A 24,666-nucleotide genomic window follows, 5' to 3' on the forward strand; every position below is an offset into this window, starting at 1 on the left:
CCCGCGGGCCCCAGCACGTCTGTCACGAAGGGCCTGACAGACGTCCCCAGAGCTTTTACGGACGCTCGTGGGCACCCAAGCTCCCCGGTCACCGAAGGGGTTGGCTGGCGTCCAAACCCCTTACTGACGCCCGCGGGCACCCCAACGCTCCCAGTCACCGAAAGGGGCTTCAGGTGCCAAAAAAGCTCTTACGGACGCCCGTCAGCACTCAAGGCTTCCCGGTCGCCAGAGGGCTGCCAGGCGTTCACAAAGCTCTTACGGACGCCTGTGGGCACCCACGGTGCCGGGTCACCAGTGGGCTGGCAAACGCGCCAAAATCCTACGGACGCCCCTAGGCACCCAAGCCGCCAGACCACAGTGGGCCGACAGACGCCCCCAAACTCCTACGCACGCCCCTAGGCACCCAAGCCGCCAGACCACCACTGGACCGGCAGACGCCCCCAACTCCTACGGACGCTGGTTGGCACCCAAGGAGCCGGGTCACCGATGGGCTGGCGGGCGTCCGCAAAAGTCGCTCTCTCGGCATGAAAGCGGCTCGGTAAGGCAATGACTCTACGGCAGAAGCTCCTACGGACGCTGGTTGGCACCAAGCCCGCCGCACACTGGCAGGCGGACGGACGTCTGTAATCGGCAACCATCCAGGCCAGACGGCTCAGGAGGTGGAGGCGTCCGGCATGGTCAGGCCGGTGATCCGGCTCGGCAGCTCGGCCAGCTTCTTCGGGCTCAGCAGGAAGCCTGCACCCCAGCTGAGGTGCATGGTGGCCGTGACCACGGGCAGCCGAACCCAGGCGCCCGGGGGCAGCCCCCGGCCCTCGAACGCCGACCCCGCGCAGATCGCCACCAGGTAGCCCGCGGGCAGAACCGCGCCGGCCTTGACGCCGGCGGCGGCCAGACCGAGGCCACCGACCACACCGGCCAGCGCGATCGGCGGAGCCAGGTAGCGGAAGTTGACCGTGCCCTCGTGCCGACGCATGACCACGCGCCGCCAGCGACCGTAGAAGAAGTACTGCCGGCTCAGAGCCTTGACGGTGGAGCGCGGCCGGTAGGAGACCCGCAGCTTGGGCTGGAACCAGATCCGGCCACCGCTGCGGCGGATGCGCAGGTTCATCTCCCAGTCCTGCGCGCGCAGGAAGGTCTCGTCGTAGCCACCCACCCGCTCGAGCGCGGAACGACGGAACACGCCCAGGTAGACCGTGTCGGCCTCGCCCGCGGCGCCGCCGGTGTGGAAGGAGGCGTTGCCGACGCCCAGCCGGCTGGTCATCGCGGCGGCCACGGCCTGCTCGAACGGCGTCTCGCCCTCGGCGGCCATCACGCCGCCGACGTTGTCAGCACCGGTCTCCCGCATGGTCTCGACGGCGACGCGGACATAGTCGCGCGGCAGCATCGAGTGGCCGTCGATGCGCACCACCACCGGGTACTTGGTCTCGGCGATGGCGGCGTTCAGGCCTGCCGGGGTGCTGCCCTTGGCGTCGGGGTTGCGCACCAGCGTGATCCGCGAGTCGGCCTGGGCCAGGCGCTCGGCGATCTGGTCGGTGTGGTCCTTCGAAGGGCCGAGCGCGATCACCATCTGCAGCTGACCGGCGTGGTCCTGGTCGAGCGCGTGGCGCACGGCCTGCTCGAGGTGACGCTGCTCGTTGAGCACGCAGAGCACGATGCTCACCGGCGCGTCAGCCGGCAGCTGATCGATGCGGGAGGGGGCGCCGAGCGCCTCAGGCAGGTGGCCGTCCATGTCTCGGCCAGCCTATCCGGGGTGAAGGTGTGCCTGGTGCGCGCATCGGCGCCAGTTCTGCGCCGACTTGTCCGCAGAAGCCTCTGATCAGGCAACTCCGTACCGGGAGGGCACAGAATGTCACAGCAAAGTTATGCACGTAAGGGCGGCCGCCGCCCCGATCTTCACCTCCGGAAGCCGTACTTCCCTTCCCTCCGAACAGAAGTCGGTCCGCTCAGCAGACGGAGCGCACATCCACGGCTGCGCTGGGTGACGATGTCGCCTCCTTCGCCTCCGGTGCCGGGGCGGGCGAGATGACCGCCTCCGAGGCCGGTTCCGGATCCTGCTTCTTCACCGGTGCGGCCGTGGTGGAGGGGGCCTGGTCCTTCGCCGGGGACCCGCCCTCGAGCCGGTCGATCGTCTCGGTGACCTGACGCCGGATCTCGGCGAAGTCGGGGTGCTTGGGCACGATCACCGGCGGCACGAACTGCACGCTCTCGATCTCGTTGCGCTTGGCCTTCTGCGCCAGGTCGAGGAAGGCCGGGAGCCGGCCGGCCGGGACGTCGGTGGCGACCACCTGGGAACCGGCCGCGGCGATGCCCTGGAAGTTGCGCAGCACCTTGGCCGGGTCGAGCTGGTTGACCATGGCCGTCATCACGCAGCGCTGCCGGGCCATCCGGTCGTAGTCGCTCGTGGTGACCCGGGAGCGGGCGTACCAGAGGGCGTGGTAGCCGTCGAGGTGCTGCTCGCCGGGCTCGATCCAGCCGTGGATCTTCGAGCCGCCACCGCCGATCGGGGTGCGGGCGACGACGTTGATGTCCACTCCGCCGACCGCATTGATGAGCTCCTCGAAGCCCTGCAGGTCGATGATCACGTAGTAGTTGACCTTGAGCCCGGTGACTCCCTCGGCGGCCTGCATCATCGCCTCGGCTCCCGGGTCCTGCGCCCCGGGGAAGAGCTGCGGGTTGTCGCTGCCGTACTTGTAGATCGCGTTCAGCAGGCAGTCGTCGCCGCAGCTCCAGCCCTGCGGCAGGGCCTCCGCGGCAGGGGTGCCGGCCGGGAAGGGCACGTTCTGCAGGTTGCGGGGCAGGCTGAACAGGGCGGTCCGGCCGCTCTTCTCGTCGATGCTGGCCAGGTGGATGCTGTCGGGCCGGGTGCCGACGCGGGTCGGGCCGGTGTCGCCGCCGAGCAGGAGAACGTTGTAACGGCCGTCGACCGCGGCCGAGTCCTTGCCCGAGCCGAACACGCCGGAGAGCAGGTCGGCACCTGCCCAGACCCGGCGGCCGAGGGCCAGCGGCACGGCGAACGTGGCGATCATCAGGACGGCGGTGAGCAGGGCGATCCAGCGGCGGGAGCGGCGGCCGAGCTCGGGGGCCTGGCCGATGCGCCAGGCGTCGACCAGCAGCAGCGGCCAGGTCAGCGCACCGACGAAGAAGACCACCGCCAGAGGCCGGAGCACCCACTGGTGAGTGAACAGGCCCAGGACCCGGTCGCGGTCGGCCAGGGCGAGGAGGGTCAGGAGCACGGCCAGGCCGGCGAAGGCGAACCACAGGCGCAGCGAGACCCGGGCGACGGTCAGCCGGAGGCGGCCGAGGGGCTCGGGGCGGCGCGAGGAGGGAGACCGGCCGGTGAGCACCTGGGCGGAGCCGGGGGCGAGCAGGGTGAGCACGAGCAGGGTGATCGAGCGCCGCACCTTGAGCGCGCCGGCTCCGGGCTGCTCGGGCCGGTGCCCTTTGCGGCCCTGCGGTCCTCTCGGCCCGCGGGGGCCCTTCGGCCCGCCGCCGGACGGGCGCCGGGGAAGGGTGATCACTTCGCCCTCGCCGGAGCGCCCACCCTTCACCCGCTGGACCCGCGGGTGGCGTCTGAGTGCATGACCCGTTCCCGGTCCGGGGCGCGAAGAACGCCGAGCGGCCGGTGAACGGGAGTCGGACATTGCCTCAGTATTGCCCCGAGGCGCACCTGAGCCGGTGGACCGACACCGCCGTGTCGCGTTTCCGGCCTCAGAGATTTGCCGATATAGGCCGGACGACCGTTGCCGGGTAGGCAGTCTGGCGAGAACGGCCAGCAAAAGGTGTGTGCCCCCGACGGGGGGCGGGGGCACACATGGGCAATCCTAGCCGTCACGGACGGACGGGGACAGGGCATGTCAGAGGTAACTCACGGCTCATCCCTATCGCGCAAGGAGTAACGGTTTTGGCGGGACATTCCTGCCCGGAAGCTGAGGTACCACCCACCCGGCGGCCTTTCGCGCTACTGCACCGACGCTGCCGCCGCACCGACGACGCTTACGACAGACACCCTGTCCTAAAGCCGGCGGTCCGGACTGCGCACCCTTCCGGCTTGGCAAGACTCGCTCGAGACGTCACCGGTTCGAGCCAGGCGACCGATTCCGCAGTTGCTCGAGCATCAGCCCGTCGTGAGCAGGTGACAGGCCGAAACCCGTTTCCGAGCAAGTAGCGGTTCGTCGTCGGTACCTCCAGTGGCACCGGCCGGTCCAGCACAGATGCCCCGCCGCCGATCTACGCCCCCGAGGTGGTGGGCCGACGCCGTAGTTCCGGGCCCCGAGCACCCCCGCCGCGGGTCCCGGTGGGTGGCACCACCGCCTCGATCCTGACCATCGCCGAGCGCTTCTACTTCACCCTCGGGGGCCGGGTGCCCAGGCGGCCACCGACTTCCTCCTCACGGGCGGGGAAGGCGGGAGCCCAGGCGGCCGCCGGCTACATCCTCACGGGCGGGGAAGGCGGGAGGCCCGGCGGCCGGCTACATCCTCACGGGCAGGGAAGGCGAGAGCCCCGGCGGCCGGCTACATCCTCACGGGCGGGGAAGGCGAGAGCCCCGGCGGCCACCGGCTACATCCTCACGGGCGGGGAAGGCGAGAGACCAGGCCACCGACTGCAACCGCGCGGGCGGAGGGGCGGGAGGCCACCGCCTTCATCCGCGCGGGGGGAGCCCAGGCGACCACTGGCTACATCCTCTCGGGCGGCCATTGAGTCTGGTGCCGGCGCTGATGCCTGCAGTCGGCGTGCACTTCCACACACGACCACGACCCGCATTCACACCATGCCCGCTTCTCCAGCCAGCGCGAGCACCTCGCACCGGTCACCCACGGACGCACAGACACAGGCCTGCCCGGGGAAGGGGATACGAAGAAAATGATTCCCGGTAAAACGATAAAGCCCGGGGCTCGAAAGTTTACGGATCGTCGCATCCATCCTTACTCGAACCTCCGTTCCGACTGGATGAGCCCAGACGCTCGGCCAAGGACATCGATGGCATCAGCGACAGCGGCCCGGACTTCACGGATAGCTCTAGGCGACACTCAGCCAGGGCTGAGTGTCGGGGCTGCCCCTCCGGATCGAGCAGGAAGAGGTGTCCAGGCGACTCAGAAGAGGTGTCCGGGCCGTTCATTCACGGGCCTTTGACGAAGGCCCACGCTGAGGCGCCGGGGCCAGGGGCGGGCTGGGGCGGCGCTGGGGCGGGGCTCGGCCAGGGCAGGACCGAGCCAGAGCTAGGACCGACCCAGAGCTAGGGCAGAGCCAGAGCTAGGGCAGAGGCAGGGGCAGGGTCGCCGGGCAGGGCCAGACCAGGGCAGGGCAGGGCCGGGCCAGGCCCCCGGGCAGGGCCACCGGGCAGGGCCGGGCCACCGGGCGGGGCCGGGGGCGTTGTCGGCCCGGCCCGGTGCCCGCGGGCTTACTTCAACAGCGACCGCGCCATCACCAGTCGCTGGATCTGGTTGGTGCCCTCGTAGATCTGGGTGATCTTGGCGTCGCGCATCATCCGCTCCACCGGGTGGTCGTTCACATAGCCGGCGCCGCCGAGCAGCTGCACCGCGTCAACCGTCACCTTCATCGCCACGTCGGAGGCGTGGCACTTGGCTGCCGCTCCGAAGAAGCCCAGGTCGGCGTCGTTGCGCTCACTCTTGGCGGCCGCCGCGTAGACCATCTGCCGGGCCGACTCCACCGCCATCGCCATGTCGGCCAGCATGAACTGCAGGCCCTGGAACTCGGCCAGGTGCTTGCCGAACTGCTTGCGCTCCTTCACGTAGCCAACTGCGTAGTCGAGCGCGCCCTGGGCGATGCCCACGGCCTGGGCGCCGATCGTCACCCGGGTGTGGTCGAGCGTGCGCAGCGCCAGCTGCAGGCCCTCCGAGGGGTCGCCGACCAGCCGGTCGCCGGGCAGCCGCACGTTGTCGAAGTGCAGCTCCCGGGTGGGGCTGCCCTTGATGCCGAGCTTGCGCTCCTTGGCTCCCCAGGAGAAGCCCTCGTCGCCGGTCTCGACCACGAACGCGCCGATGTTGCGCCCGCGACGGCCGTCCGGATCGGTCACCGCCAGCACGGTGTAGTACTTGCTCTCGCCGGCGTTGGTGATCCACGACTTCTGGCCGTTCAGGATCCAGTCGTCGCCGTCGCGCACCGCCCGGGTGCGCATGCTCGCGGTGTCGCTGCCGGCCTCACGCTCGGAGAGCCCGTAGGAGAACATCGCCTCCCCGGTGGCCACCGGCGTCAGGTACCGCTTCTTCAGCTCCTCGCTGCCGCCGAGCATCAGCGGCAGCGTGCCGAGCTTGTTCACCGCCGGGATGAGCGCGCTGGAGGCGCAGACCCGGGAGATCTCCTCGATCACCAGGCAGGTGGCCAGGGCGTCGGCGCCCACCCCCTGGTAGGCCTCCGGGATGTGCGGAGCATGGAAGTCGCCCGCCTTCAGCGCCTGGTAGGACGCCTGGGGGAACTCGCTGGTCAGATCCGCCTCGGCCGCGTGCGGGGCGATCTTGCTGGTGCACAGCTCCCGGACCGCCACCTGCAGCTCGCGGTGGTCGTCGGACAGCGCGAAGTACGGGAAGTCAGCCACGTCGCTCATGCCATCGAGGGTAATCACGCCCGTCCCTCGGCGCTGCCCTCCGAAGGAGCCGAAAATCACCCGTCAGGACAGTGCCGGGACGACCTCTTTCTGGAACAGTTCCACGCCGCTGAAATCGGTTGCGACCTCGGGGAAGTACAGGATCGAGTAGTCGAGCCCGTGGCCCTGCATCTTCTGCAGCTGCTCCACGATCTGCTCGGGGGTGCCGACCAGCCCGGCGTTGCGCACGCCCTCGACCGTGCGGCTGACCGCCTCGGCGGCCATGAACGGCCGGTAGCGCTCCTCCAGGCGGGCCAGCCGGTCAGCCACCTCGGCCTCGTCGCGGCCGATCACCACGTTGTAGTCGGCGGTGCGGGTGATCTCGGCGAAGTCGCGGCCCAGGTCGCGGCAGTGCCCGGCGAGCACCTCGGACTTGTGCAGGAACGTCTCCTCGTCACCGGAGTAGTTGGTGTACGAGGCGTATTTCGCGGCGATCTTCAGGGTCTTCTTCTCGCCGCCACCGGCCACCCAGAACGGGATACCGCCCTCCTGCACCGGCCGGGGGTAGCAGAGCGCGCCGTCTACCTGGTAGTGCTCACCGGAGAACGTGGCCACGCCGTTCTCCCAGGCCTGGCGCATGATCTCGACGCCGTCGGCCAGCATCCCGAGCCGGTCTCCGGCCCCCGGGAAGCCGTAACCGTAGGCGTTCCACTCGTGTTCGTACCAGCCCGCGCCGATGCCCATGTCCAGCCGGCCGGCCGAGATCACGTCCACCGTGGCGGCCACCTTGGCCAGGTACATCGGATTGCGGTAGCCCACGCAGGTGCACATCTGGCCCAGCCGGATCCGGCTGGTGGAGGCGGCCAGCGCGGACATCAGGGTCCAGGCCTCGTGGGTGGCCTCGGAGGTGGGCACCGGGGTGGTGTGGAAGTGGTCGTAGACCCAGACCGACTCCCAGGGGCCCGCCTCGGCGAACTGGGCCACCCTGAGCATCGTCGGCCAGTGGTCGCTGACGTCGACCCCGACCAGGTCGAGCCGCCAGCCCTGCGGGATGAACAATCCGAAGCGCATACGGTCACACTACGGCCCACAACGGGCCGGCGGCCCGGCCTGAACGGAATTCGTTCAGGTCACCGGGGTGCCGGTTCGGTCCAGATCTTCAATGACGGACCTCCGTCACGGCCGCGCCCGCGGCTCCCGCAGGTGCCGCGGGTGCTGCCGGCGACAGTCGCGTCAGCTCGGCTGCCAGGATCAGGCCACCCTCGGTGGTGAGCACCGACTCGGGGTGGAACTGGAACCCGGCGACGTTGCGGCCCCTGAGGGCATGGACGAACCGCTGCTCCTCGTCCAGCGCGAGCATCACCCCGGCCGGCTCCGGCGGGGCGGTGACCGCGAAGCTGTTGTAGAAGCCGACCTGGTGCGCGCGGCCGAACAGGTCGATCCCCCGCTGCCGGCCCTGGTCCGGCACCGGCAGCCGGGAAACCGCGAGTCCCAGGCTCAGGGAAAGGATCTGGTGGCCCAGGCAGATCCCGACCGTGGGCAGCCCGACGGCCAGCCGGGCCTGGGCGAGCGAGCGCAGCGCGCGGATCCGCCGGTCCATGATGTCCCGGGGATCGCCCGGGCCGGGGCCCAGCACGACCGGATCGGAAGTACCGCTCAGTTCGTCACCCACCGGGCCGGACAGCTCTTCCCAGGAGTGCCGGCGAACCGTGAACCCCAGCGACCGCAGCAGGTGCCCGAGCATGGCAGTGAAGTCGTCCTCGGCGTCGACCACGGCCACCCGGCCACCCACCGGCTGCGACTCGACGAGACCGAAAGGCTGCATCCAGTAACGCGCCAGCGTACGGTTGCGCCCTTCCAGCAACTCCCCCAGCCGCCCTCTCCGGTGACCCTGGCCGCCTTCGGGGCCCACGGACGTCTTCAAGTTGTTGCTCTGGTTCTTCTCGATCCCGTGCAGGGCCGCCATGATTCCGGCTGCCTTGGCCCGGGTCTCGGCCAGTTCGGACTCGGGCCGCGAGCCGCGCACGAGCGTTGTGCCCGCCGGGACCCGCACCTTGCCGTCGGGGGCGATCTCGGCCGTACGGATCAGGATCGGGGCATCGATCCGGGGCCTACCCTGGTCGTCCGCGTCGATCAACGCCAGAATGCCCGCATAGTAGCGCCTTCCACGCTTCTCGTGCCGGGCGATCACGCGACACGCGTTGCGGATGGGACTTCCGGTGACCGTGGGCGCGAACATGGTGGCCGTCAGGATGTCCCGGACATCCGCCTGAGTACGGCCGTCCAGCACGTACTCGGTGTGCGTGAGGTGGGCCATCGGTTTGAGGAAGGGGCCCCTGACCCGGCCGCCGTTCTCGGTGACCATGGCCATCATCTTGAGCTCCTCGTCCACCACCATGGCCAGCTCGTCGCGTTCCTTCTCGTCGGCCAGGAAGGCCTCGAGCGCGCGCTCGCGAGCCGCCTCGTCGGCGAAACCGCCCGCCGGGTGACGTAACGTGCCGGAGATCGGGTTCATCGTCACCACACCGGCTTCCAGGCTCACGTGCCGCTCCGGAGTGGCCCCGACCAGAGTGGTCGACGGGGTGTGGAGCAGGAACGTCCAGTAGGCGTTGCGCTCGCTGCGCAGAAGCCGGTTGAGGACGCCCAGGGCGGCTCGGGCGCGAGGCTCCCGTTCGGTGTCGATGCGGCCTTCGAGGCATCGGTGGATGACGAAGTTGGATCCCTCGCCGGCCGCGATCTCCTGCTCCAGGACGTCCCGGACGATCCGCTCGTAGGTGACGTCGTCCACGTCGTACCCGTTCTCCACGAAGGTTTCCGGGCCGGAGGGCAGCAGGTTCAGGAGTTCGGCCAGGTCGACGGTGATCCGTTCGGACACCTTCAGGGCCAGGATCGGCGTGCCGTCGTCGACCACCTCGAAGCCGCGCTCGGCGATCTGCCGGAACCCGATGGCGGCGAGCACCGGCCGGTCGGCCCCGTCGGGCTGTGGGAGGTCACGCATCTCGGTGACTTCCGTCGCCTCACCGATGAGCACTTCGGCCCTGGGCGGGTTTTCGCCGTCCAGGCTCGGGCGGTGCAGCACCGCGAAGGCCGGGGCGGCCTCCAGCCGGGCCCGCAGATCGTTCGCCGGGGACTCGTGGGTGAGCTGTTGTTGCTGGTGAAGAGGCATCGGACGCCCTGTTCGGTCGGGCGGCGCCCGCCGGTTCGGTCCCGGCAGAAATGCCGACGGCCGCCTCGACGAGGCGGCCGCGATGAGAAACGAATGAGAATCGTTCAGCGCGAGAGTGGGCCGCCGGTCAGGCGGGCCACCAGAAGGTGCGGCTGATTCTCATACGTACACCGTATCGCACCCCGTTCGACAGGTGCCCGTTTCATCGACACCGATAGTCTCCCTTTCATGCGCTTATCAGTGATGGGGTGCGGTTACCTCGGCGCCGTGCACGCGGCGTGCATGGCCGACTTCGGCCACGAGGTCATCGGTGTCGACGTCGACGAACGCAAGATCGCCGACCTCACCCAGGCCAAGGCCCCGTTCTTCGAGCCGGGGCTGCCCGAGCTGTTGCGGCGGGCGATGGACTCCGGCCGGCTCTCCTTCACCACCGACGTGAACGTGCTGGCCCACGACACCGGGCAGCCCACGGTGCACTTCATCTGCGTGGGCACCCCGCAGCGGGCCGGTGAGTTCGCGGCCGACACCACGTACGTCGACTCGGCGGTCCGGGCCCTGCTGCCCCACCTGCGGCCCGGCGACCTGGTGGTGGGCAAGTCCACCGTGCCGGTCGGCACCGCGGCCCGGCTGGCCGCGATGATCAGTGCGGCGGTGCCCGGCGCGATGCTGGCCTGGAACCCGGAGTTCCTGCGCGAGGGCCACGCGGTGCAGGACACGCAGCGCCCCGACCGGATCGTCTACGGCCTGCCGCCCGAGCCGGAAGAGGCGGCGAAGGCCCGCGCCCTGCTCGACGAGGTGTACGCCAACCCGATCGCCACCGGCACGATCCCGGTGCTGGCCTCCGACTACGCCACCGCCGAGCTGGTCAAGGCGGCCGCCAACGCGTTCCTGGCCACCAAGATCTCGTTCATCAACGCGATGGCCGAGGTCTGCGAGGCGGCCGGGGCCGACGTGTCCGCGCTGGCCGCGGCGATCGGCCACGACGAGCGGATCGGGCCGAAGTTCCTCGGCGCCGGTCTCGGCTTCGGCGGCGGCTGCCTGCCCAAGGACATCCGGGCGTTCATGGCCCGCGCCGGTGAGCTGGGGGCCGACCAGGCCCTGACCTTCCTGCGCGAGGTGGACGCGATCAACATGCGCCGCCGCACCCGCATGGTCGACCTGGCCCGCGAGGTGCTGCAGGGTTCGTTCCTGGGCCGCAAGGTCGCCGTGCTGGGCGCCGCGTTCAAGCCCGAGAGCGACGACATCCGCGACTCGCCGGCCCTGAACGTGGCCGCGCAGATCCGGCTGCAGGGCGCGGAGGTCGTGGTCACCGACCCGGCCGCGCTCGAGAACGCCCGCCGCGCCTGGCCCGACCTGCACTACGAGGACAAGGTGGAGGTGGCCTGCGACGGGGCCGACGTGGTGCTGCTGCTGACCGAGTGGAAGCAGTACAAGGCGATCGACCCGGCCCAGCTGGCCGGCATCGTGCGGGCCCACAACGTGCTCGACGGCCGCAACGCGCTCGACCCGCAGCGCTGGCGGGAGGCGGGCTGGACGTACCGTGCGCTGGGCCGCCCGCGGGTGTAGGTCACAGTCGTTCTCGCAGAAGGGGTGGGCGCGTCTCGGCGTGCCCACCCCTTCTGGGTTTGTCTGGCATTGTTTGGGGCAATTCGTACCTTTGCCCTCAGGAGGCACCCGTGGTTGCGCGTCGAATCCGGTATTCAGCTCTCGCGGGCGCTGCCGTGCTGGCCGCGGGAACCGGTGCCGCCTTCCTCACCCCGGGTAATGCCACCGCTGCCCCGGCTGCCCCGGCTGAGGTCGGGCCCGCCACGGTCTACGTGGCGCACTCGGACACCGACGGCCTGGACTCCCAGGTCATCTACGAGTCGGTGGAGGGGCAGCGCAACGTGGTCACGGTGACGCTGGAGAATGCCGACGACAAGACCCGGTTCCGCTACACGATCTTCGACGACGTGGAGATCAAGCCCGGCTATGGCTGCTCGCACCCCGACGCAGCCTCCCTCACCCACGTGGTCTGCACGATCGACAACTTCGAGGCGACCGAGACCGGGCCTTACCCCTCGCTGGTGATGAATCTGGGTGACCAGAACGACGTGGTGCGGTTCGCGAACCTTGCGGGCGCGGACATCTACAACGGGTTCTCGCTGGGTGCCGGCAACGACACGTTCATGACGAACCAGACGAACACCTTCGACGGCAGCTCGGTCTGGGGCGAGTGGGGCAACGACTCGATCACCACCCGCGCGGGCTCCACGGTCGATGCGGGCGAGGGCAACGACACGGTGCATGCGCTGGGCCGCAAGGCCTTCGCGACCGGGGGCAAGGGGCACGACACGCTCTACGGCGGCGCCGGGTCGCAGGAGCTGGTCGGCTGGACCGGGAACGACGTGATCCGGGGTGGGGCCGGGGCCGACGTCATCCAGGGCGACAAGGGCAACGACACGCTCTACGGCGGGGCCGGGGCCGACGTTGTGCGGGGCAACAGCGGCAACGACCGGCTGTTCGGTGGCCCGGGCAAGGACAAGCTGATCGGCGGTCCGGGTCGGGACGTGATCCGGCAGAGCTGAATACCGGCCGGTGGCTGGGCGTTCTGGCCGGTAGCGGGGAACCGGGTTCGGCGGGCCCTGTGGGGATCAGACGGTGGGCAGCTCTGCAGCCGGGCCGGGCCAGGGCCGGCCAGCCTCCGCGCCTGTCAGACGTGGACAGCTCTGCAGCGTGGCCGGGCCGAGCCAGGCGCGGCCGGCCCCCACGTCCGTCAGACAGTGAGCAGCTCCTCGAGCGCGGCCTCGTCGAGGATGTCGACGGGTCGCACCGTGCGGCCCACCGAGGCGTAGAAGAAGGCGGCGCTCACCTGTTCCACCGGGATGCCCTGCAGTCGGGACCAGGCCAGCCGGTAGACCGCGAGCTGCACCGACAGCGCGGGCATCTGCTCGCGGGTCGGCGGCCGCCCCGTCTTCCAGTCGACCACGTCCCACATTCCGTCTGGCCGACGGAACACCGCGTCGATCCGGCCGCGCAGGGCCACCCCGGCCACCGGCGTCTCGATCGAGACCTCGACCGCCTCGGCCGTGCGCTCGGCCCACTCCGAGGCCAGGAAGTTCTGCTGCAACGTCTCCAGCCGAAGGTCTTCGTGGTCGTCGCCGGCGCCCGGCAGGTCGTCGATGTCGACCAGCGCAGCGGCCCCGAAGCGCCGCTCCAGCCAGGCGTGGAAGGCACTGCCGCGCCGGGCCTGAGGACTGGGCTGGGCCGGCATCGGACGCCGGAGCCGCTCAGCCAGGCCCTGCCGGTCTGCAGCCAGGGCCACGGCGCGGGACGCGGACAGGTGCGCGGGCAGCCGCACGGTGAGCTCACCGCTGGCGGCCGCGTCGCGCTCGGCCAGCAGCACGTCCACCTCACGGGCCCAGGCCGCCTCTTCGGTGGTCTGGGGAGCGAGCAGGCCGAAGGCATGGCTGTCGTCGGCCGGATTCAGCGGCGTCCCCGCCCTTTCGTAGGCGTTCTCACGCGCCGACCGGTCTGCCGGAACACCCGGAACACCCGCAACCCCCGCGCCCGGCGCGGTTCGCTCACCGCCGAGATCGTCCGGCGGAGGCTCGAACTCGCCGTCCGGCGCCCACTCGTCCAACGGCATCCAGTCGTCGTCCGGCGCCCAGCCCACCTCGGTGACCCCGAACTCGGTGACCTGGACCTCGGACATACCCATCTCCGAGGCGTCCACCTCGACGGCCGAACCATCCTCCAGCGCAGCCTGTTCGGCTTGGGCAGCAACGCCTTCCCGTTCACCGCCCTGGGCACTCGTCTCAGGGATCTCCTGCCCAGGCCCGGCCGTAGCGCCGGAGAGACCCCGGTCGGCACCCTGCGAACCGGCCCCCGGACCACCCGAACCAACTGGGCCGTCCGCACCCAGCCCACCCAGGCCGTCCGCACCCAGACCGTAAGAGCCGTCCGCATCAAGCCCACCCGGGCCGTCCGCACCGGTCAGATCATCCGGGCCGTCCGCACCCAGCCCACCCGGACCGTCCGCACCCAGACCGCCCCGACCGTCCCCACCACCGAGACGATCGGGGCCCTCCGCACCACCCGGACCACGGCCGTCTTCCGCAATGAACTGCCGGGTGCCGTAGAGCCGGCGCCGCTCACCACTCAGAGCCTCGATCGCCAGCCGCACGAGCTCGGCGCCGTCTTCCACGACCTCCCGCCGCTCTCCCAGCGGATCCGGCCACACCGCCATTCGTCCTTCTACCGCGCGCGGGTTCTCGGCCCCCTCGTCCGGCTGATCCGTCCACAGCCCCACCGCGATCCGCTCACGTGTGGTGGCCGCCTCGCCTGCCCCCGGCAGCAGCCCGCCCTCGGCGCGACGCAACAGTTCTCGCACCTCAACCAGGAACCGTGACGGCTCGCGCGGGGTTGATCCGTCGCCCCAGATCGCCCCGGTCAGCAGCAGCGAGTCTTTCGCCCGGGTGGCCGCCACGTAGGCCAGCCGGCGCTCCTCGGCCACCTCGTGCTCACCGCAGTAGTCCATGAACCGTTTGAGCTCGACGTCCAGCTCGTCCTGGGTGGTGGCCGCCCGGAAGTCCCACTGCGGCAGACCACCCGCGTCTCCGCGCAGGGGGAAGGGCACCGCACCGATGTCTCCGAGCCAACCCTTGGAACGCTTCGGCGCCCGGCCCGCGTGACCGGCCGGGAAGGTGCCCTCGACCAGCCCGCAGACCGCGACCACGTCCCACTCCAGCCCCTTGGAGCCGTGCACGGTGAGCAGCTGGATCGCGTCCTCGTGCTGCTCGACCACCCCGGTGTCGAGCCCGCGCTCGCGGTCCTCGGCGGCGGTGAGCCAGCCCAGGAAGGTGCCCAGGGTGGGCCGGTCGCCGCTGTCGGCGAACTGGGCCGCGACATCGGCGAACGCATCGAGATGGGCCCGGGCCGCGGCCGGGGAACGGTTGGGCTGGGCCGCCACCTCGACGTCGAGCAGCAACGCCCGCTCGGCCTCGAGCACCAGGTCGGGCAGGGGGAGTGCGAGCCGGCTGCGCAGGCCGCGCAGCACCGCGGCCAGTCGTTCCAGCCGCCGCCTGCCCTCCGCCGAGATGCCCTGCCCCTGGGTGCCTTCCCAGTCGGGCTCGGGCAGGGCGTCGATCGCGTCCACCACCGACACCTCGTCGACCGCGTCGACCTGGATGGTGGCCGACTTCAGGCCCGAGTCGGCCGGCGGCCGCACCCGGCCCTCCTCGCCCGCGCCACGCCAGGTCGCGGCCAGCTCCCGGGCCCAGGCCCCGAGGCCGTCCAGGTCGCGGGGCCCGATCCGCCAGGCCGGCCCGGTGAGCAGCCGCATCAGCGCGTCGCCGCGGGTCGGGTCGTGCACCACCTCGAGGGCGGCGCGCAGGTCGGCGATCTCAGGCACGTGCAGCAGGCCGCCCAGGCCGATCACCTCGACCGGCAGCCCGCGCCCACGCAGCGCCGCCTCGATCAGCGGGAACTGCGCCCGGGCCCGGCAGAGCACGGCCACCGAGGGCCGGTCGTTACCGGATTCAGTGTCGTGCCAGGCGAATTCGGCGATGTCGGCGATCGCCCGAGCCTCGTCCTCCAGGGTGGCGTGCCATTCCAGGCGCACCCGGCCGGGCCCGGCGTCGGGCCGCGCGGCCAGGGGCTGCACGTCGACGCTCAGATCCGGGTCGCTCCAGATCGGGGTGTGCCGCAGCGGCGCCGCCAGCTCGTTCGCCACCTGCAGGATGGCCAGGTCGTTGCGCCAACTGGTGGACAGGTGACGGGTGGCCGCCCGGCCCCCGTCGGCGGCCGGGAAGTCGAGCCCGAAGCGCTGCAGGTTGCCGGCCGAGGCACCTCGCCAGGCGTAGATCGACTGGTGCGGGTCGCCGACCGCGATCACCGGGTGCCCGCCGCCGAAAAGCTCCTGCAGCAGCACCACCTGGGCGTGACTGGTGTCCTGGTACTCGTCGAGCAGGACCACCCGGAAACGCTGGCGTTCCACCTCGCCGACCTCGGGCACGGTGCGGGCCAGCTGGGCGGCCAGTGCCACCTGGTCGCCGAAGTCGAGCACCTCCAGCTCGCGCTTGCGCCGCTGGTAGGCGGCGACCAGGGGGACCAGCGCCCGCCGCGCCTGCATCCGCTGCACGACCTGCTTGACGTCGGTCTTGGGTTTGCCGGGCACCGCGTCGCCGACGTTCTTGGGCAGCTCCTGCACCTGCTCGATGGCGGCTTCGGCGAGCGCGTCGATGCCCTCGGGATCAAGCAGGTGCTCGGCGATCTCGCCGGCCAGCCCGAGCACCGCGTCGACCACCGTGGCCCGGGCCGAGTCGACCCCGGTCATGTCGCCGTCCCAGCGCTCGACCAGCTCGTCGACGAGCTGCCAGCTACCGGCCTCGCCGAGCAGCCGCGCCCCGGGCTCGATGCCCAGGCGCAGCGAGTGGTCGCCGAGCACGGCGGCGGCGTAGGAGTGATAGGTGGAGACGGTGACGGGCAGCGCCTGAGGCGTGAGGCCCTTGCGGTGCAGTGCGCGCAGCCGGGCCCGGATGCGCTCGGCCAGCTCGCCCGCGGCCTTGCGGGTGAACGTCAGGCCGAGCACCTCGTCGGGCTGGACCAGCCCGTTGGCCACCAGCCAGACCACCCGCGCGGCCATCGTCTCGGTCTTGCCCGAGCCCGCGCCGGCCACCACCAGCAGGGGTTCCAGCGGCGCCTCGATCACCGCGACCTGCTCGGGCGTGGGCTCGGGGCGCCCCAGGGCCTGGGCGATCGCTGAGGCCGAGATGGTGCGCCGCGGAGCCGGTCTGGGAGTAGGTGCCTTGCCGCGCACCGGGCCGGCAGCGGGCTCGACCGTCGGGACATCGAGGTCGAAGCCGAGCTGCCCTTCCATCGGTGATCTCGAAACCGATTTGGGGACGGATGCGGGCACCGAACGCCCAACCTCACCCGAGCCGCCACTCACCTCGTCGAGATCCAGCTGCCCCTCCGCCGGCGCCTCCGAGCCCGGCTCCTTCGAACCCGGCTTGCGGACGGATGCGGGCGCCGAACGCCCAACCTCACCCGAGCCGCTGCTCACCTCTTCGAGACCGGGCAGCTCCGGCGGTTCCTGGCTCACTGGCCCACCTGCCGGCCCTCGTTCTGCAGCGGGCAGGTGCGCTTCACGTCGCACACCTGGCACATGGTGTTGGACTTGGCCGGGAACTCGCCCGCTGCCATCCCCTCGGCCGTGTCCTGCACCAGATCACGGGCCCAGGCCGGCTCGGCGTCCTTGGCCAGGGGCAGCTGCGACTGCACCGAGACGCTCTTGTTCTTCGTGCCCAGCTGCACCAGCATCGCGCCGCCGGAAGCCTTCCCAGCCTGAGGAGCGGCCTCACCGGGAGCAGGATCGCCCAGCAGGTCACCCACCGGATCAGCCCCCGGATCACCCGCCGGACCGCCCGGCAGCAGACCGGCCTTGGCCACCGCCCGGGCGAAGCCGCCCTCCTCGATGGTGACCTGGTAGACGCCCAGCTGCGCGTGCCGGGTCAGCTCGGCCCGGCTCGGCGCGGACTTGCCCGTCTTCAGGTCGACCACCACCAGCCGGCCCTGCTCGTCGCGCTCCAGCCGGTCGACCTTGCCGGAGATCCGCGCCCGGCCGACATCCACCTGCACGGACTGCTCGGTGGCGACCAGGGTGCGCCCCGCCTGCCGGGCGGCGGCGGCGTACTCGGCCAGCTTGGCCACCATGCCCTCGGCCCGGGCCCGCTCGGTCTCGGCCACCCAGCCGCTGCCCAGCCCCAGCCGGCTCCAGCGTTCGGCCAGCAGCGTGCGCAGCCGGATCAGGTTGCCGTCGGGCACCTCCTCGGCCAGCTCGTGCACCAGCTCGCCGAGCCCCTGCGCGGTGGACGACGGCCGACGCCCCCCGGAGGCCCCGAGGAGCCAGCGCAGCGAGCACCGGTCGAACGACTCGACCTGCGACGGCGAGACCCGGACCAGCGCGTGCGGCGAGCGCAGCGGCCCACTCACGGAAACCGGTGCCAGCCCGTACCATTCGCCGGGATCGGCGCCGGGGACCCCGGCCAGCGCGAGCCGGGCCAACTGCCGGGCCGCCCCTTCCCGCCGCGACGAGCCCGCCCGCGGATCCACCACCACCGCCCGCAGCTGGGCCACCAGGGCGGACAGCGTCATCATCCGCGGCACCTCGGCCAGCGGCCGGACCTCCTGCTCGCCGGTGACCCCTTCCGGGTCGACCAGATCGAGGAAGGTGGAGGGCATCACCTCGTCGGACCGGACCGCGGTGACCAGCAGATGGCTGCGCGGGCGGCTCACGGCGACGTGGAACAGCCGCAGCTCGTCGTCCTGAATGGCCTTGCGCTGGGCCACGAATCCCTCGTCGCCCCGGCCGTCCACCGCATCGGCCAGGCGCTGACCGCCGAGCAGCGAGTCGCGCAGGCGCAGGTCGGGCCACAGCCCCTCCTGCACCCCGGCCACCGCCACCACGTCCCACTCCAGGCCGGCCGCGCCGGTGGCGGTGACCAGGGCCACCGCCTCGTCGGTGGGGGCGCGCTCGGCCAGGGTGTCGGCCGGCACGTCCTGAGCCTCGAGGAAGTCAAGAAAGGCCTGGGCGTCGGCCCCGGGGAACCGGTCGGTGAAGCGGGCCGCGGCCTCGAAAAGGGCCATCACAGCGTCGAGATCGCGGTCGGCCCGGGTGCCCGCGACGCCACCGGCCAGCGCCGTGCGCCGCCACGACAACGCCAGCTCGGTGCCGGCCCAGATCTCCCAGAGCACCGTCTCGGGGCTGGCGTCCGGCCGGGCGGCAGCCTCGCGACCGGCCGCCAGCACGGCCGCCACCCGGCGCGCGGGTGCGGAGATGCGCGGCTCGAGCCCGGCCAGGTGCACCGGCTCGGCCAGGGCCTGCACCAGCAGCGCATCGCTGGCCCGGCCCCCGCCCGCGGCGATCTCCTCGGAACGCAGGGCCTGCCGCAGACGCCGCACGGCGATCGCGTCGGCCCCGCCGATCGGGCTGGTGAGCAGATCGCCCGCCACGTCGGCGGTGAGCTCGGCCGGGCGCAGGGCGCAGCGCAGGGCCAGACGCAGCGGCACGACGGCGATCTCGTCGCGCACCGGCACCTCGGAGGTGGGGATGGCGACCGGCACCCCGGCCGAGCCCAGCGCCCGGCGCAGCGCCGAGGTGGCCTTGGTGGAGCGGACCACCACGGCCATCCGCGACCAGGGCAGCTTCTGCTCCAGGTGCAGCCGGCGCAGGTACTGCGCGATGTAGGCGCCCTCGCGGGCGGGTGAGGCGAACACCTGCACGTCGATCGAGGCCGAGGCGGGCCCGGCGGCGGCGACCGAACGGTGCGCGGCCTTGCCCGCCGCCCCGATGCGCTCGGCCACCCGCCCGGCCACCGCCCGCAGCCCGGCCCCGTGCCGGTGCACGGTGGCCAGGGTGATGACGTGGGCCGGCGAGCCGTCGGCGCGGGTGAACTTGTGCACCGCGTCGGCCAGGCCACGGGGGCGGGCACCACGGAAGGTCTGGGTGGCCGAGTCCGGGTCTCCGGCCAGGACGATGTCGCGCCCGCCCCCGGCGACCAGGCGCAGCAGGTGCTCGGCGGCCACCGTGAGCTCGTGCGCATCGTCGACCACGATCAGCCGCCGTTGGGCCCGCTCGGCGTCGAGCAGCTCCTCGTCGTCTAGCAGCAGCTCGGCCGCCGCGTCGACGATGCCCGCCGGGTCGAAGGCGCCGGGCGTGGACAGGGCCGTGACATCGAGGTACTCGGCCATCACGTCGGCCGCGGCCAGCCAGTCGGGCCGGCCCTGGCGGGCGCCCAGCCGGCGCAGGTCTTCCGGGGTGAGGCCGCGCTCGACCGCGCGCATCAGCAGATCGCGCAGCTCGTTGCGGAAGCCCCGCAGCTGCCGGATCTCCTGGCTGGTGGCCTCGGGCCAGACCGGCGCCCGGCCCTGCCCCTGGGCGTGCCCGGCCAGCAGGTCGGCCAGCATCCGGTCCTGCTCGGGACCGGAGATCAGCCGGGGGGCGGGAGCCCCGTCGAACGAGAGGGCCCGGTGCAGCAGACCGAAGGCGTAGGAGTGCGGGGTGCGGCAGATCGGCTCCTGCAGCGTGCCCCCGATACGGGCCGACAGCCGCTCACGCAGCCGGGCCGCGGCCAGCCGGGTGGGGGCGACGGCCAGCACCGAACCAGGCCCCAGCCCGTCCCGCGAGACCCGGGCCGCGACCGTCTCGATCAGCATCGCCGTCTTGCCCGTGCCCGGGGCCCCGAAGACCACCACCGGCCCACTGCCCTGCCGCCGGCCGATCAGCTCGGCCTGGGCCGGGTCGGGCACCAGCAGCTCGGCCGGCCCCGAGCCCGGGCCGACCAGCCGGACTGCGGGCCCGGAAAGGCGGCGTTCTCGGGTCGCGGTGCTCACGGCCAACCATGAGACCACAGCCCACCGACAACATCCGCTTCGTCCGAACTGAGGCCCTGTCCGGGGCCCTATTCAGGTGACCACCGCGCCGTCTTCAGATCGACCCGCTCCCCGTCGGCCCGCAACGGCGTGCCCTCGTCCCGGTAGTGCTTCAACGCCCGCTGTTCATGGCCTGTCGGCGGAGCACCCCCGGCCCGCAACACCCGCCACCAGGGCACCAGACTCCCCCACTGCGACATCACCTTTCCCACCTGCCGGGGACCACCCCGCCCGACCAGCGCGGCCACGTCGCCGTAGGTCAGGACCCGGCCCGGCGGAATGGCGTGCACCACATCCAGGACGTCGGCCACGAACGTCTCGGCCGACGAGGCCTCCGTCTCCTCCGCCCCCTGGGCACCACCAGTCACCGCGTCCTGCGAAGACGTCACCTCAACGACCTTCCTGGGGGACGGAGCGGACATCACAACCGCCCGGGATCCTCTGTGCGACAGCATCATCCGTTCGACCGATGCCCGATGAGTAGGACGCCGGAAGGCCCTAAGCTTCCCTGACCCGGGCCCCATCCGCACACCCCATAGGCACCGCACCGCCGCCCCGGGCCGGCACCAGATCACCGAACGAGCCACCGGACATCCAGCGCCCCGACCGATCTGCGGACATGGTCTTCTCCTCGCCGACGTTCCTTTTCCTGTTCCTGCCGCTGACCCTGCTGGCGTACCTGCTGGTGCCCCTGTCGTGGCGGAACACCTGCCTCCTGCTCGCCAGCATCGTGTTCTACGTGTGGGGAGCCGGCGGCCACGTTTTCGTCCTGCTCTACGTGGCCCTGGTCAGTTTCTCCGGCGCCCGCCTGGCCGGCCAGGCCCGCCGACGGGCGGCCGACGGACGGCCGACCTCGCGCACCGCCGTGGCCGGCCTGATCCTGCTGGTCCTGGTCCCGATCGGGCTCTACAAGTACCTGCCCCCGGTCAGCGACTTCATCGCCGGCACCGCCTGGCCGGGCGCCCCGCAGATCCACTGGGCCCTGCCCCTGGGCATCTCCTTCTTCACCTTCCACGCCATCTCGTACGTGGTCGACGTGGGCCGCGGCGGCCTCACCCCGGAGCACTCCGGGCGTGACTACCTGCTCTACCTCTTCCTCTTCCCGCACCAGATCGCCGGGCCGATCGTGCGGTACTCGGAGATCGCCAAGGAGCTCAAGGACAGCCGCGAGGTCACTCTGGGCAACGCCACCTACGGCCTGACCCGGTTCGCCTGGGGGCTGACCAAGAAGGCCTACATCGCCGACTCGTGCGGTGTGGTGGCCGATGCGGCATTCAGCACCCCGGCCGGGAGTTTCGACTCCGGCACCGCCTGGATCGGGGCCGGGGCCTACGCCCTGCAGATCTATTTCGACTTCAGCGGCTATTCGGACATGGCCATCGGACTGGCCGCAATCTTCGGTTTCCGGTTCCCCGAGAATTTCCGTTCGCCCTATACCTCCACCGGCCCCGCAGATTTCTGGCGACGCTGGCACATCACCCTCTCGCGCTGGTTCCGCGATTACGTCTACATTCCTCTCGGCGGCAACCGGCACGGGATCCGCCGCGAGTACGCCGCCCTGCTGATCACCTTTCTGCTCACCGCGCTCTGGCACGGTGCGACCTGGGGATTCCTGGTGTGGGGCGGTCTGCACGGCCTGGCCCTGCTCGCCGAGCGTGTCACCGGACTGCACCGCAGCCCCCCGGGACGGCTCTCGAGGTGGCCGCGACGTGCGGCGATGGCGTTCTTCGTGGTCCTCAGCTGGGTGCCGTTCCGGGCCCCGACACTGACCGACGCGGTCGGCGTCTGGGAGGCGATGTTCGGTTTCTCGGGAGGCGCACCATCACCAGACGTCCTGATCACACTGACCCCGTGGAATCTCACCGCTCTGGGACTGGGGATGCTGGTGTTTCTCATGCCCCGGAATGTCACGGGTTTCCAGCTGGTCCACGGCGGGCATTCCGGGCAACTGCGATTCCGCTATCCGATGGCTGCGGTCACCGCGCCGGTCCTGCTCTCGGTTGCGGTGATCTCGGTGCTCTGGCTCGATTTCAGCCCGTTCCTGTACTTCCAGTTCTGATTGTTCTGCCATGCTGTGGGCCGTGGGCCGAACCATCATCCTTCCGGACGACGACGAACCCCCGAACCCGCCCGGCGAGGGCGACCGGGCGGTCGAGCCGATCGGATCGTTCGGCCGGTTCGGCTCCGGGCCCGGCGCGTCGCCTTCCCACCCGACCCCCGTGCAACATCACTCTCAGCAACGCCCGTCCGGGCTGGCCGTCCGGGTCGCCGAGCATCCCGACCGGCTCGAGGTCATCCATCACCCGGCTCCGGACCCGGCCGTGGCTGACCCCACCGAGCCCGCCGAAACCACAGAGCCCGACGAGCCCGGAGAGCCCGACGAACCGGGCCCGGCCGCCGAGGCCCCAGAACCGCAGAGCCCGGCCCCACCGACGAAAACCGGGCCCCGCTCAGCCACGCAGGAACTCGACGAACTGCTGGCCCGGTTCAGCGCCGAGCGCCGCCGCAGGCGCAGCGTGAGGGCCGCCCGGGTGCTGGTCGCCCTGTTCGCCGCCGCCCTGCTCGCGGTCTGGCTGCTCAAGCCGCCCCTGCCCTGGGGCGCCGAGAACCGTGACCGCGCCGCCTTCCCCCACGTGACCCCCTCCGGCCTGCTCAGCGGGGCCGACAGCAAGCAGACCGACGAGGCCCTGCGCGACCGGCTGGCGTTGCGCCAGTACGTCACCGAGGCGATCGGCCAGGCCTCCCGCGACCGCCTGGGCACCAGCCTCAACCCGGCCGTGGTGCTCGGCCGCCACCGGACCCCGTTCCTCTCCGAGGACTTCACCCTGCCCTGCCGGTTCGACTTCGACCCGGCCCCGGTCGACGCCGGGCTGCAGCGGCTCACCGGGATCGCGGCCGGCACCGACAAGTCGATCATGGTGGCGATCGCCCCGGACAAGTCGGCGATCATGAGCGCCGACCTCGGCTCCCGCGCCGACGCCCTGCTGGCCTGCTCCGACCAGGTGCGCCGGCAGACCGAGCAGACCTGGGGCGGGCACCCCGACGGCCCGGTGGTGATCTCCTGGGACCAACTGCAGGCGGCGCACGACACCCGGCCCGGCTCGGTCTTCCAGAAGGGCGACAGCCACTGGACCAGCGAGGGCGCCCTGGTCTGGTCGAAGACCGTGATCGACGCCCTGATCGCCCGGGACGAGGCGCCCGAGGCCCTGGCCGGGGCCCCCAAGGCGGTCCAGGTGCAGGACGAGAAGGCCGACAACGACCTCTACCGGCTGATGGGCATCTCGCGGAACACGACCGTGCCGGTCTACCAGGTCCTGCGCGACGACGTGACGATCCGGGCGAAGACCGAGAAGTCGCCGTCGGGGCGGGGAGTGGCGGTCTTCCGGGCCTGGTCCACCACCGCGCCGATGATCAAGGGCCGCACCCTGGTGGTGAACGACTCGTTCATCTCCCGCGCCGAGGGCCTGCTCGCGCCCTACTTCACCCACCTCGAGGTGATGCACTGGTCGGACTTCCTGACCGCGGTGCAGCAGGACGACCTGCCCGGGTTCGACCGGATCATCATCGAGACGGTGCAGCGGGGCTGGCCGCAGCGGGCCGGCTGGCTGGCCGAGGGGCAGCCGATGCACGAGGCCCTGGCCCGGGAACTGGCCACCCCGACGAAGAAGAAGCCGTCAGGTTCGTGAGCCGCGAAAAGCCACGAGCAGGGCGCACAACAGCACGGCCAGCAACCCGGCCCCACCTCCGTAGGTAGACACCAGGTAGGCCAGCGAGCCGGTGCCCAGCGAGTCAGTCACACTGGCCCACAACCCGACCGCCGCACCAATTCCCGCGCACGCCAGCACAATCGTCCATACTCCGATCGAAATGGCCGGGCGCAGAGCGGCTATCCGCTGGGCGCCCGGCTGCGGGGCTGTGCGCAGCCACCATCGCCCCAACACCCAGGCGATCAGCATTAACCCCAGCACACTGCTCGCGTACTGCCCCCAGCGGTACCCCGCCAGGATTCCGTGCTGTTGCGCCAGCCACGGAATGTTCTCGGTGCCCCAGCGGCCAGGGTGCGTGAACTCGTCCCACACCACGTGGGTGATCGCACCGACCCACAGCGACGCCACGACCAGGGCAATCGCGCGCGGGCTGGCCCAATGAGCACGCAGTGGCACCGGCAACTCGGGGCCGAGCCGGTCGCGCAGGGCCGACGGCGCCACGGCCACCGCCAGCGGCACGATCAGCGCCTGCCAGAGCACGAACGCCACCAGCCCCATGGCCAGGTCGAAACCCAGGATGCCGAGCGCGGAATGGCTGACCTCCGACCACCGCCAGCGCACCGGATCGGGCAGCGCCAGGTAGTACAGCAGGTCGGGACTCATGCTGCCGATCACCAGCGCAGACGGCACCAGGGGCGTGCGGAGCAGAGGAAGTACTGCTGCGGGGTGACTGCCCGTGAATGGCACTGCTTGCTCCCAACGTCACACTGACTGGGGGTTGCCCCGAAATGCGCGATCACCTACGCGGCCCCATGATCATCCCAACGCCCGGTGATCAC

Annotated in this window: 13 protein-coding genes; 4 read left to right on the forward strand and 9 right to left on the reverse strand. The window is 71.4% G+C overall.

Annotation, left to right across the window (positions count from 1 at the left end; translation table 11 throughout):
- Positions 1-652: 652 nt before the first annotated feature.
- The 5 genes from LWF15_RS05210 to LWF15_RS05230 form a co-directional block, all read right to left on the reverse strand.
- Complete coding sequence (locus LWF15_RS05210; protein ID WP_232809207.1) at positions 653-1,729, reverse strand: glycosyltransferase family 2 protein; 1,077 nt, start codon at positions 1,727-1,729, stop codon at positions 653-655.
- Positions 1,730-1,943: 214 nt separating this feature from the next.
- Entirely contained in the window at positions 1,944-3,518 is a 1,575-nt protein-coding gene (locus LWF15_RS05215; RefSeq protein ID WP_232809208.1) for an LCP family protein, read from the reverse strand.
- Positions 3,519-5,398: 1,880 nt separating this feature from the next.
- Entirely contained in the window at positions 5,399-6,562 is a 1,164-nt protein-coding gene (locus LWF15_RS05220) for an acyl-CoA dehydrogenase family protein (protein WP_232809209.1), read from the reverse strand.
- A gap of 63 nt (positions 6,563-6,625) precedes the next feature.
- Entirely contained in the window at positions 6,626-7,612 is a 987-nt protein-coding gene (locus tag LWF15_RS05225) for an LLM class F420-dependent oxidoreductase (RefSeq protein ID WP_232809210.1), read from the reverse strand.
- A gap of 88 nt (positions 7,613-7,700) precedes the next feature.
- Positions 7,701-9,707: an anthranilate synthase family protein gene (locus tag LWF15_RS05230; RefSeq protein ID WP_232809211.1), complete on the reverse strand. Its 2,007-nt coding sequence runs from the start codon at positions 9,705-9,707 to the stop codon at positions 7,701-7,703.
- A 228-nt stretch (positions 9,708-9,935) separates the two neighbouring features.
- Here LWF15_RS05230 and LWF15_RS05235 point away from each other — a divergent pair, with 228 nt between their 5' ends.
- Positions 9,936-11,273: a UDP-glucose dehydrogenase family protein gene (locus LWF15_RS05235; RefSeq protein ID WP_232809212.1), complete on the forward strand. Its 1,338-nt coding sequence runs from the start codon at positions 9,936-9,938 to the stop codon at positions 11,271-11,273.
- 110 nt (positions 11,274-11,383) lie between these two features.
- Complete coding sequence (locus LWF15_RS37315; RefSeq protein ID WP_232809213.1) at positions 11,384-12,274, forward strand: calcium-binding protein; 891 nt, start codon at positions 11,384-11,386, stop codon at positions 12,272-12,274.
- A 188-nt stretch (positions 12,275-12,462) separates the two neighbouring features.
- On the opposite strand, the gene LWF15_RS05245 is transcribed toward LWF15_RS37315, so the two are convergent.
- From LWF15_RS05245 to LWF15_RS05255, 3 genes are all read right to left on the reverse strand, one after another.
- Positions 12,463-16,566 carry an ATP-dependent helicase gene (locus LWF15_RS05245; RefSeq protein ID WP_232809214.1) on the reverse strand — a complete coding sequence of 1,368 codons (4,104 nt, stop codon included), beginning with the start codon at positions 16,564-16,566 and terminating at the stop codon, positions 12,463-12,465.
- Positions 16,567-16,787: 221 nt separating this feature from the next.
- Complete coding sequence (locus tag LWF15_RS05250; RefSeq protein ID WP_232809215.1) at positions 16,788-20,081, reverse strand: ATP-dependent helicase; 3,294 nt, start codon at positions 20,079-20,081, stop codon at positions 16,788-16,790.
- Positions 20,082-20,149: 68 nt separating this feature from the next.
- Positions 20,150-20,509 carry an MGMT family protein gene (locus tag LWF15_RS05255; protein WP_232809216.1) on the reverse strand — a complete coding sequence of 120 codons (360 nt, stop codon included), beginning with the start codon at positions 20,507-20,509 and terminating at the stop codon, positions 20,150-20,152.
- Between the two features lie 230 nt (positions 20,510-20,739).
- Between LWF15_RS05255 and LWF15_RS05260 the strand changes: the two genes are divergently transcribed.
- On the forward strand, positions 20,740-22,179 hold the full coding sequence (locus LWF15_RS05260) for an MBOAT family O-acyltransferase (RefSeq protein ID WP_232809217.1): 1,440 nt from the start codon (positions 20,740-20,742) through the stop codon (positions 22,177-22,179).
- A 22-nt stretch (positions 22,180-22,201) separates the two neighbouring features.
- Positions 22,202-23,806: an alginate O-acetyltransferase AlgX-related protein gene (locus LWF15_RS05265; protein WP_232809218.1), complete on the forward strand. Its 1,605-nt coding sequence runs from the start codon at positions 22,202-22,204 to the stop codon at positions 23,804-23,806.
- On the opposite strand, the gene LWF15_RS05270 is transcribed toward LWF15_RS05265, so the two are convergent.
- Positions 23,795-24,574 carry a DUF4184 family protein gene (locus LWF15_RS05270; RefSeq protein WP_332879873.1) on the reverse strand — a complete coding sequence of 260 codons (780 nt, stop codon included), beginning with the start codon at positions 24,572-24,574 and terminating at the stop codon, positions 23,795-23,797. The two genes, LWF15_RS05265 and LWF15_RS05270, sit on opposite strands and share 12 nt — an antisense overlap.
- Between the last annotated feature and the right edge of the window lie 92 nt (positions 24,575-24,666).

The sequence above is a fragment of the Kineosporia rhizophila genome (assembly GCF_021277265.1).
Classification (GTDB): Bacteria; Actinomycetota; Actinomycetes; order Actinomycetales; family Kineosporiaceae; genus Kineosporia; species Kineosporia rhizophila.

Excerpts from the sequence above, each read along its gene's own strand:
- LWF15_RS05210 (WP_232809207.1), bottom strand. The coding sequence starts at position 1,729 with ATGGACGGCCACCTGCCTGAGGCGCTCGGCGCCCCCTCCCGCATCGAT.
- LWF15_RS05225 (WP_232809210.1), bottom strand. The coding sequence starts at position 7,612 with ATGCGCTTCGGATTGTTCATCCCGCAGGGCTGGCGGCTCGACCTGGTC.
- LWF15_RS05245 (WP_232809214.1), bottom strand. The coding sequence starts at position 16,566 with ATGGAAGGGCAGCTCGGCTTCGACCTCGATGTCCCGACGGTCGAGCCC.
- LWF15_RS05230 (WP_232809211.1), bottom strand. The coding sequence starts at position 9,707 with ATGCCTCTTCACCAGCAACAACAGCTCACCCACGAGTCCCCGGCGAAC.
- LWF15_RS05235 (WP_232809212.1), top strand. The coding sequence starts at position 9,936 with ATGCGCTTATCAGTGATGGGGTGCGGTTACCTCGGCGCCGTGCACGCG.
- LWF15_RS05220 (WP_232809209.1), bottom strand. The coding sequence starts at position 6,562 with ATGAGCGACGTGGCTGACTTCCCGTACTTCGCGCTGTCCGACGACCAC.
- LWF15_RS05260 (WP_232809217.1), top strand. The coding sequence starts at position 20,740 with ATGGTCTTCTCCTCGCCGACGTTCCTTTTCCTGTTCCTGCCGCTGACC.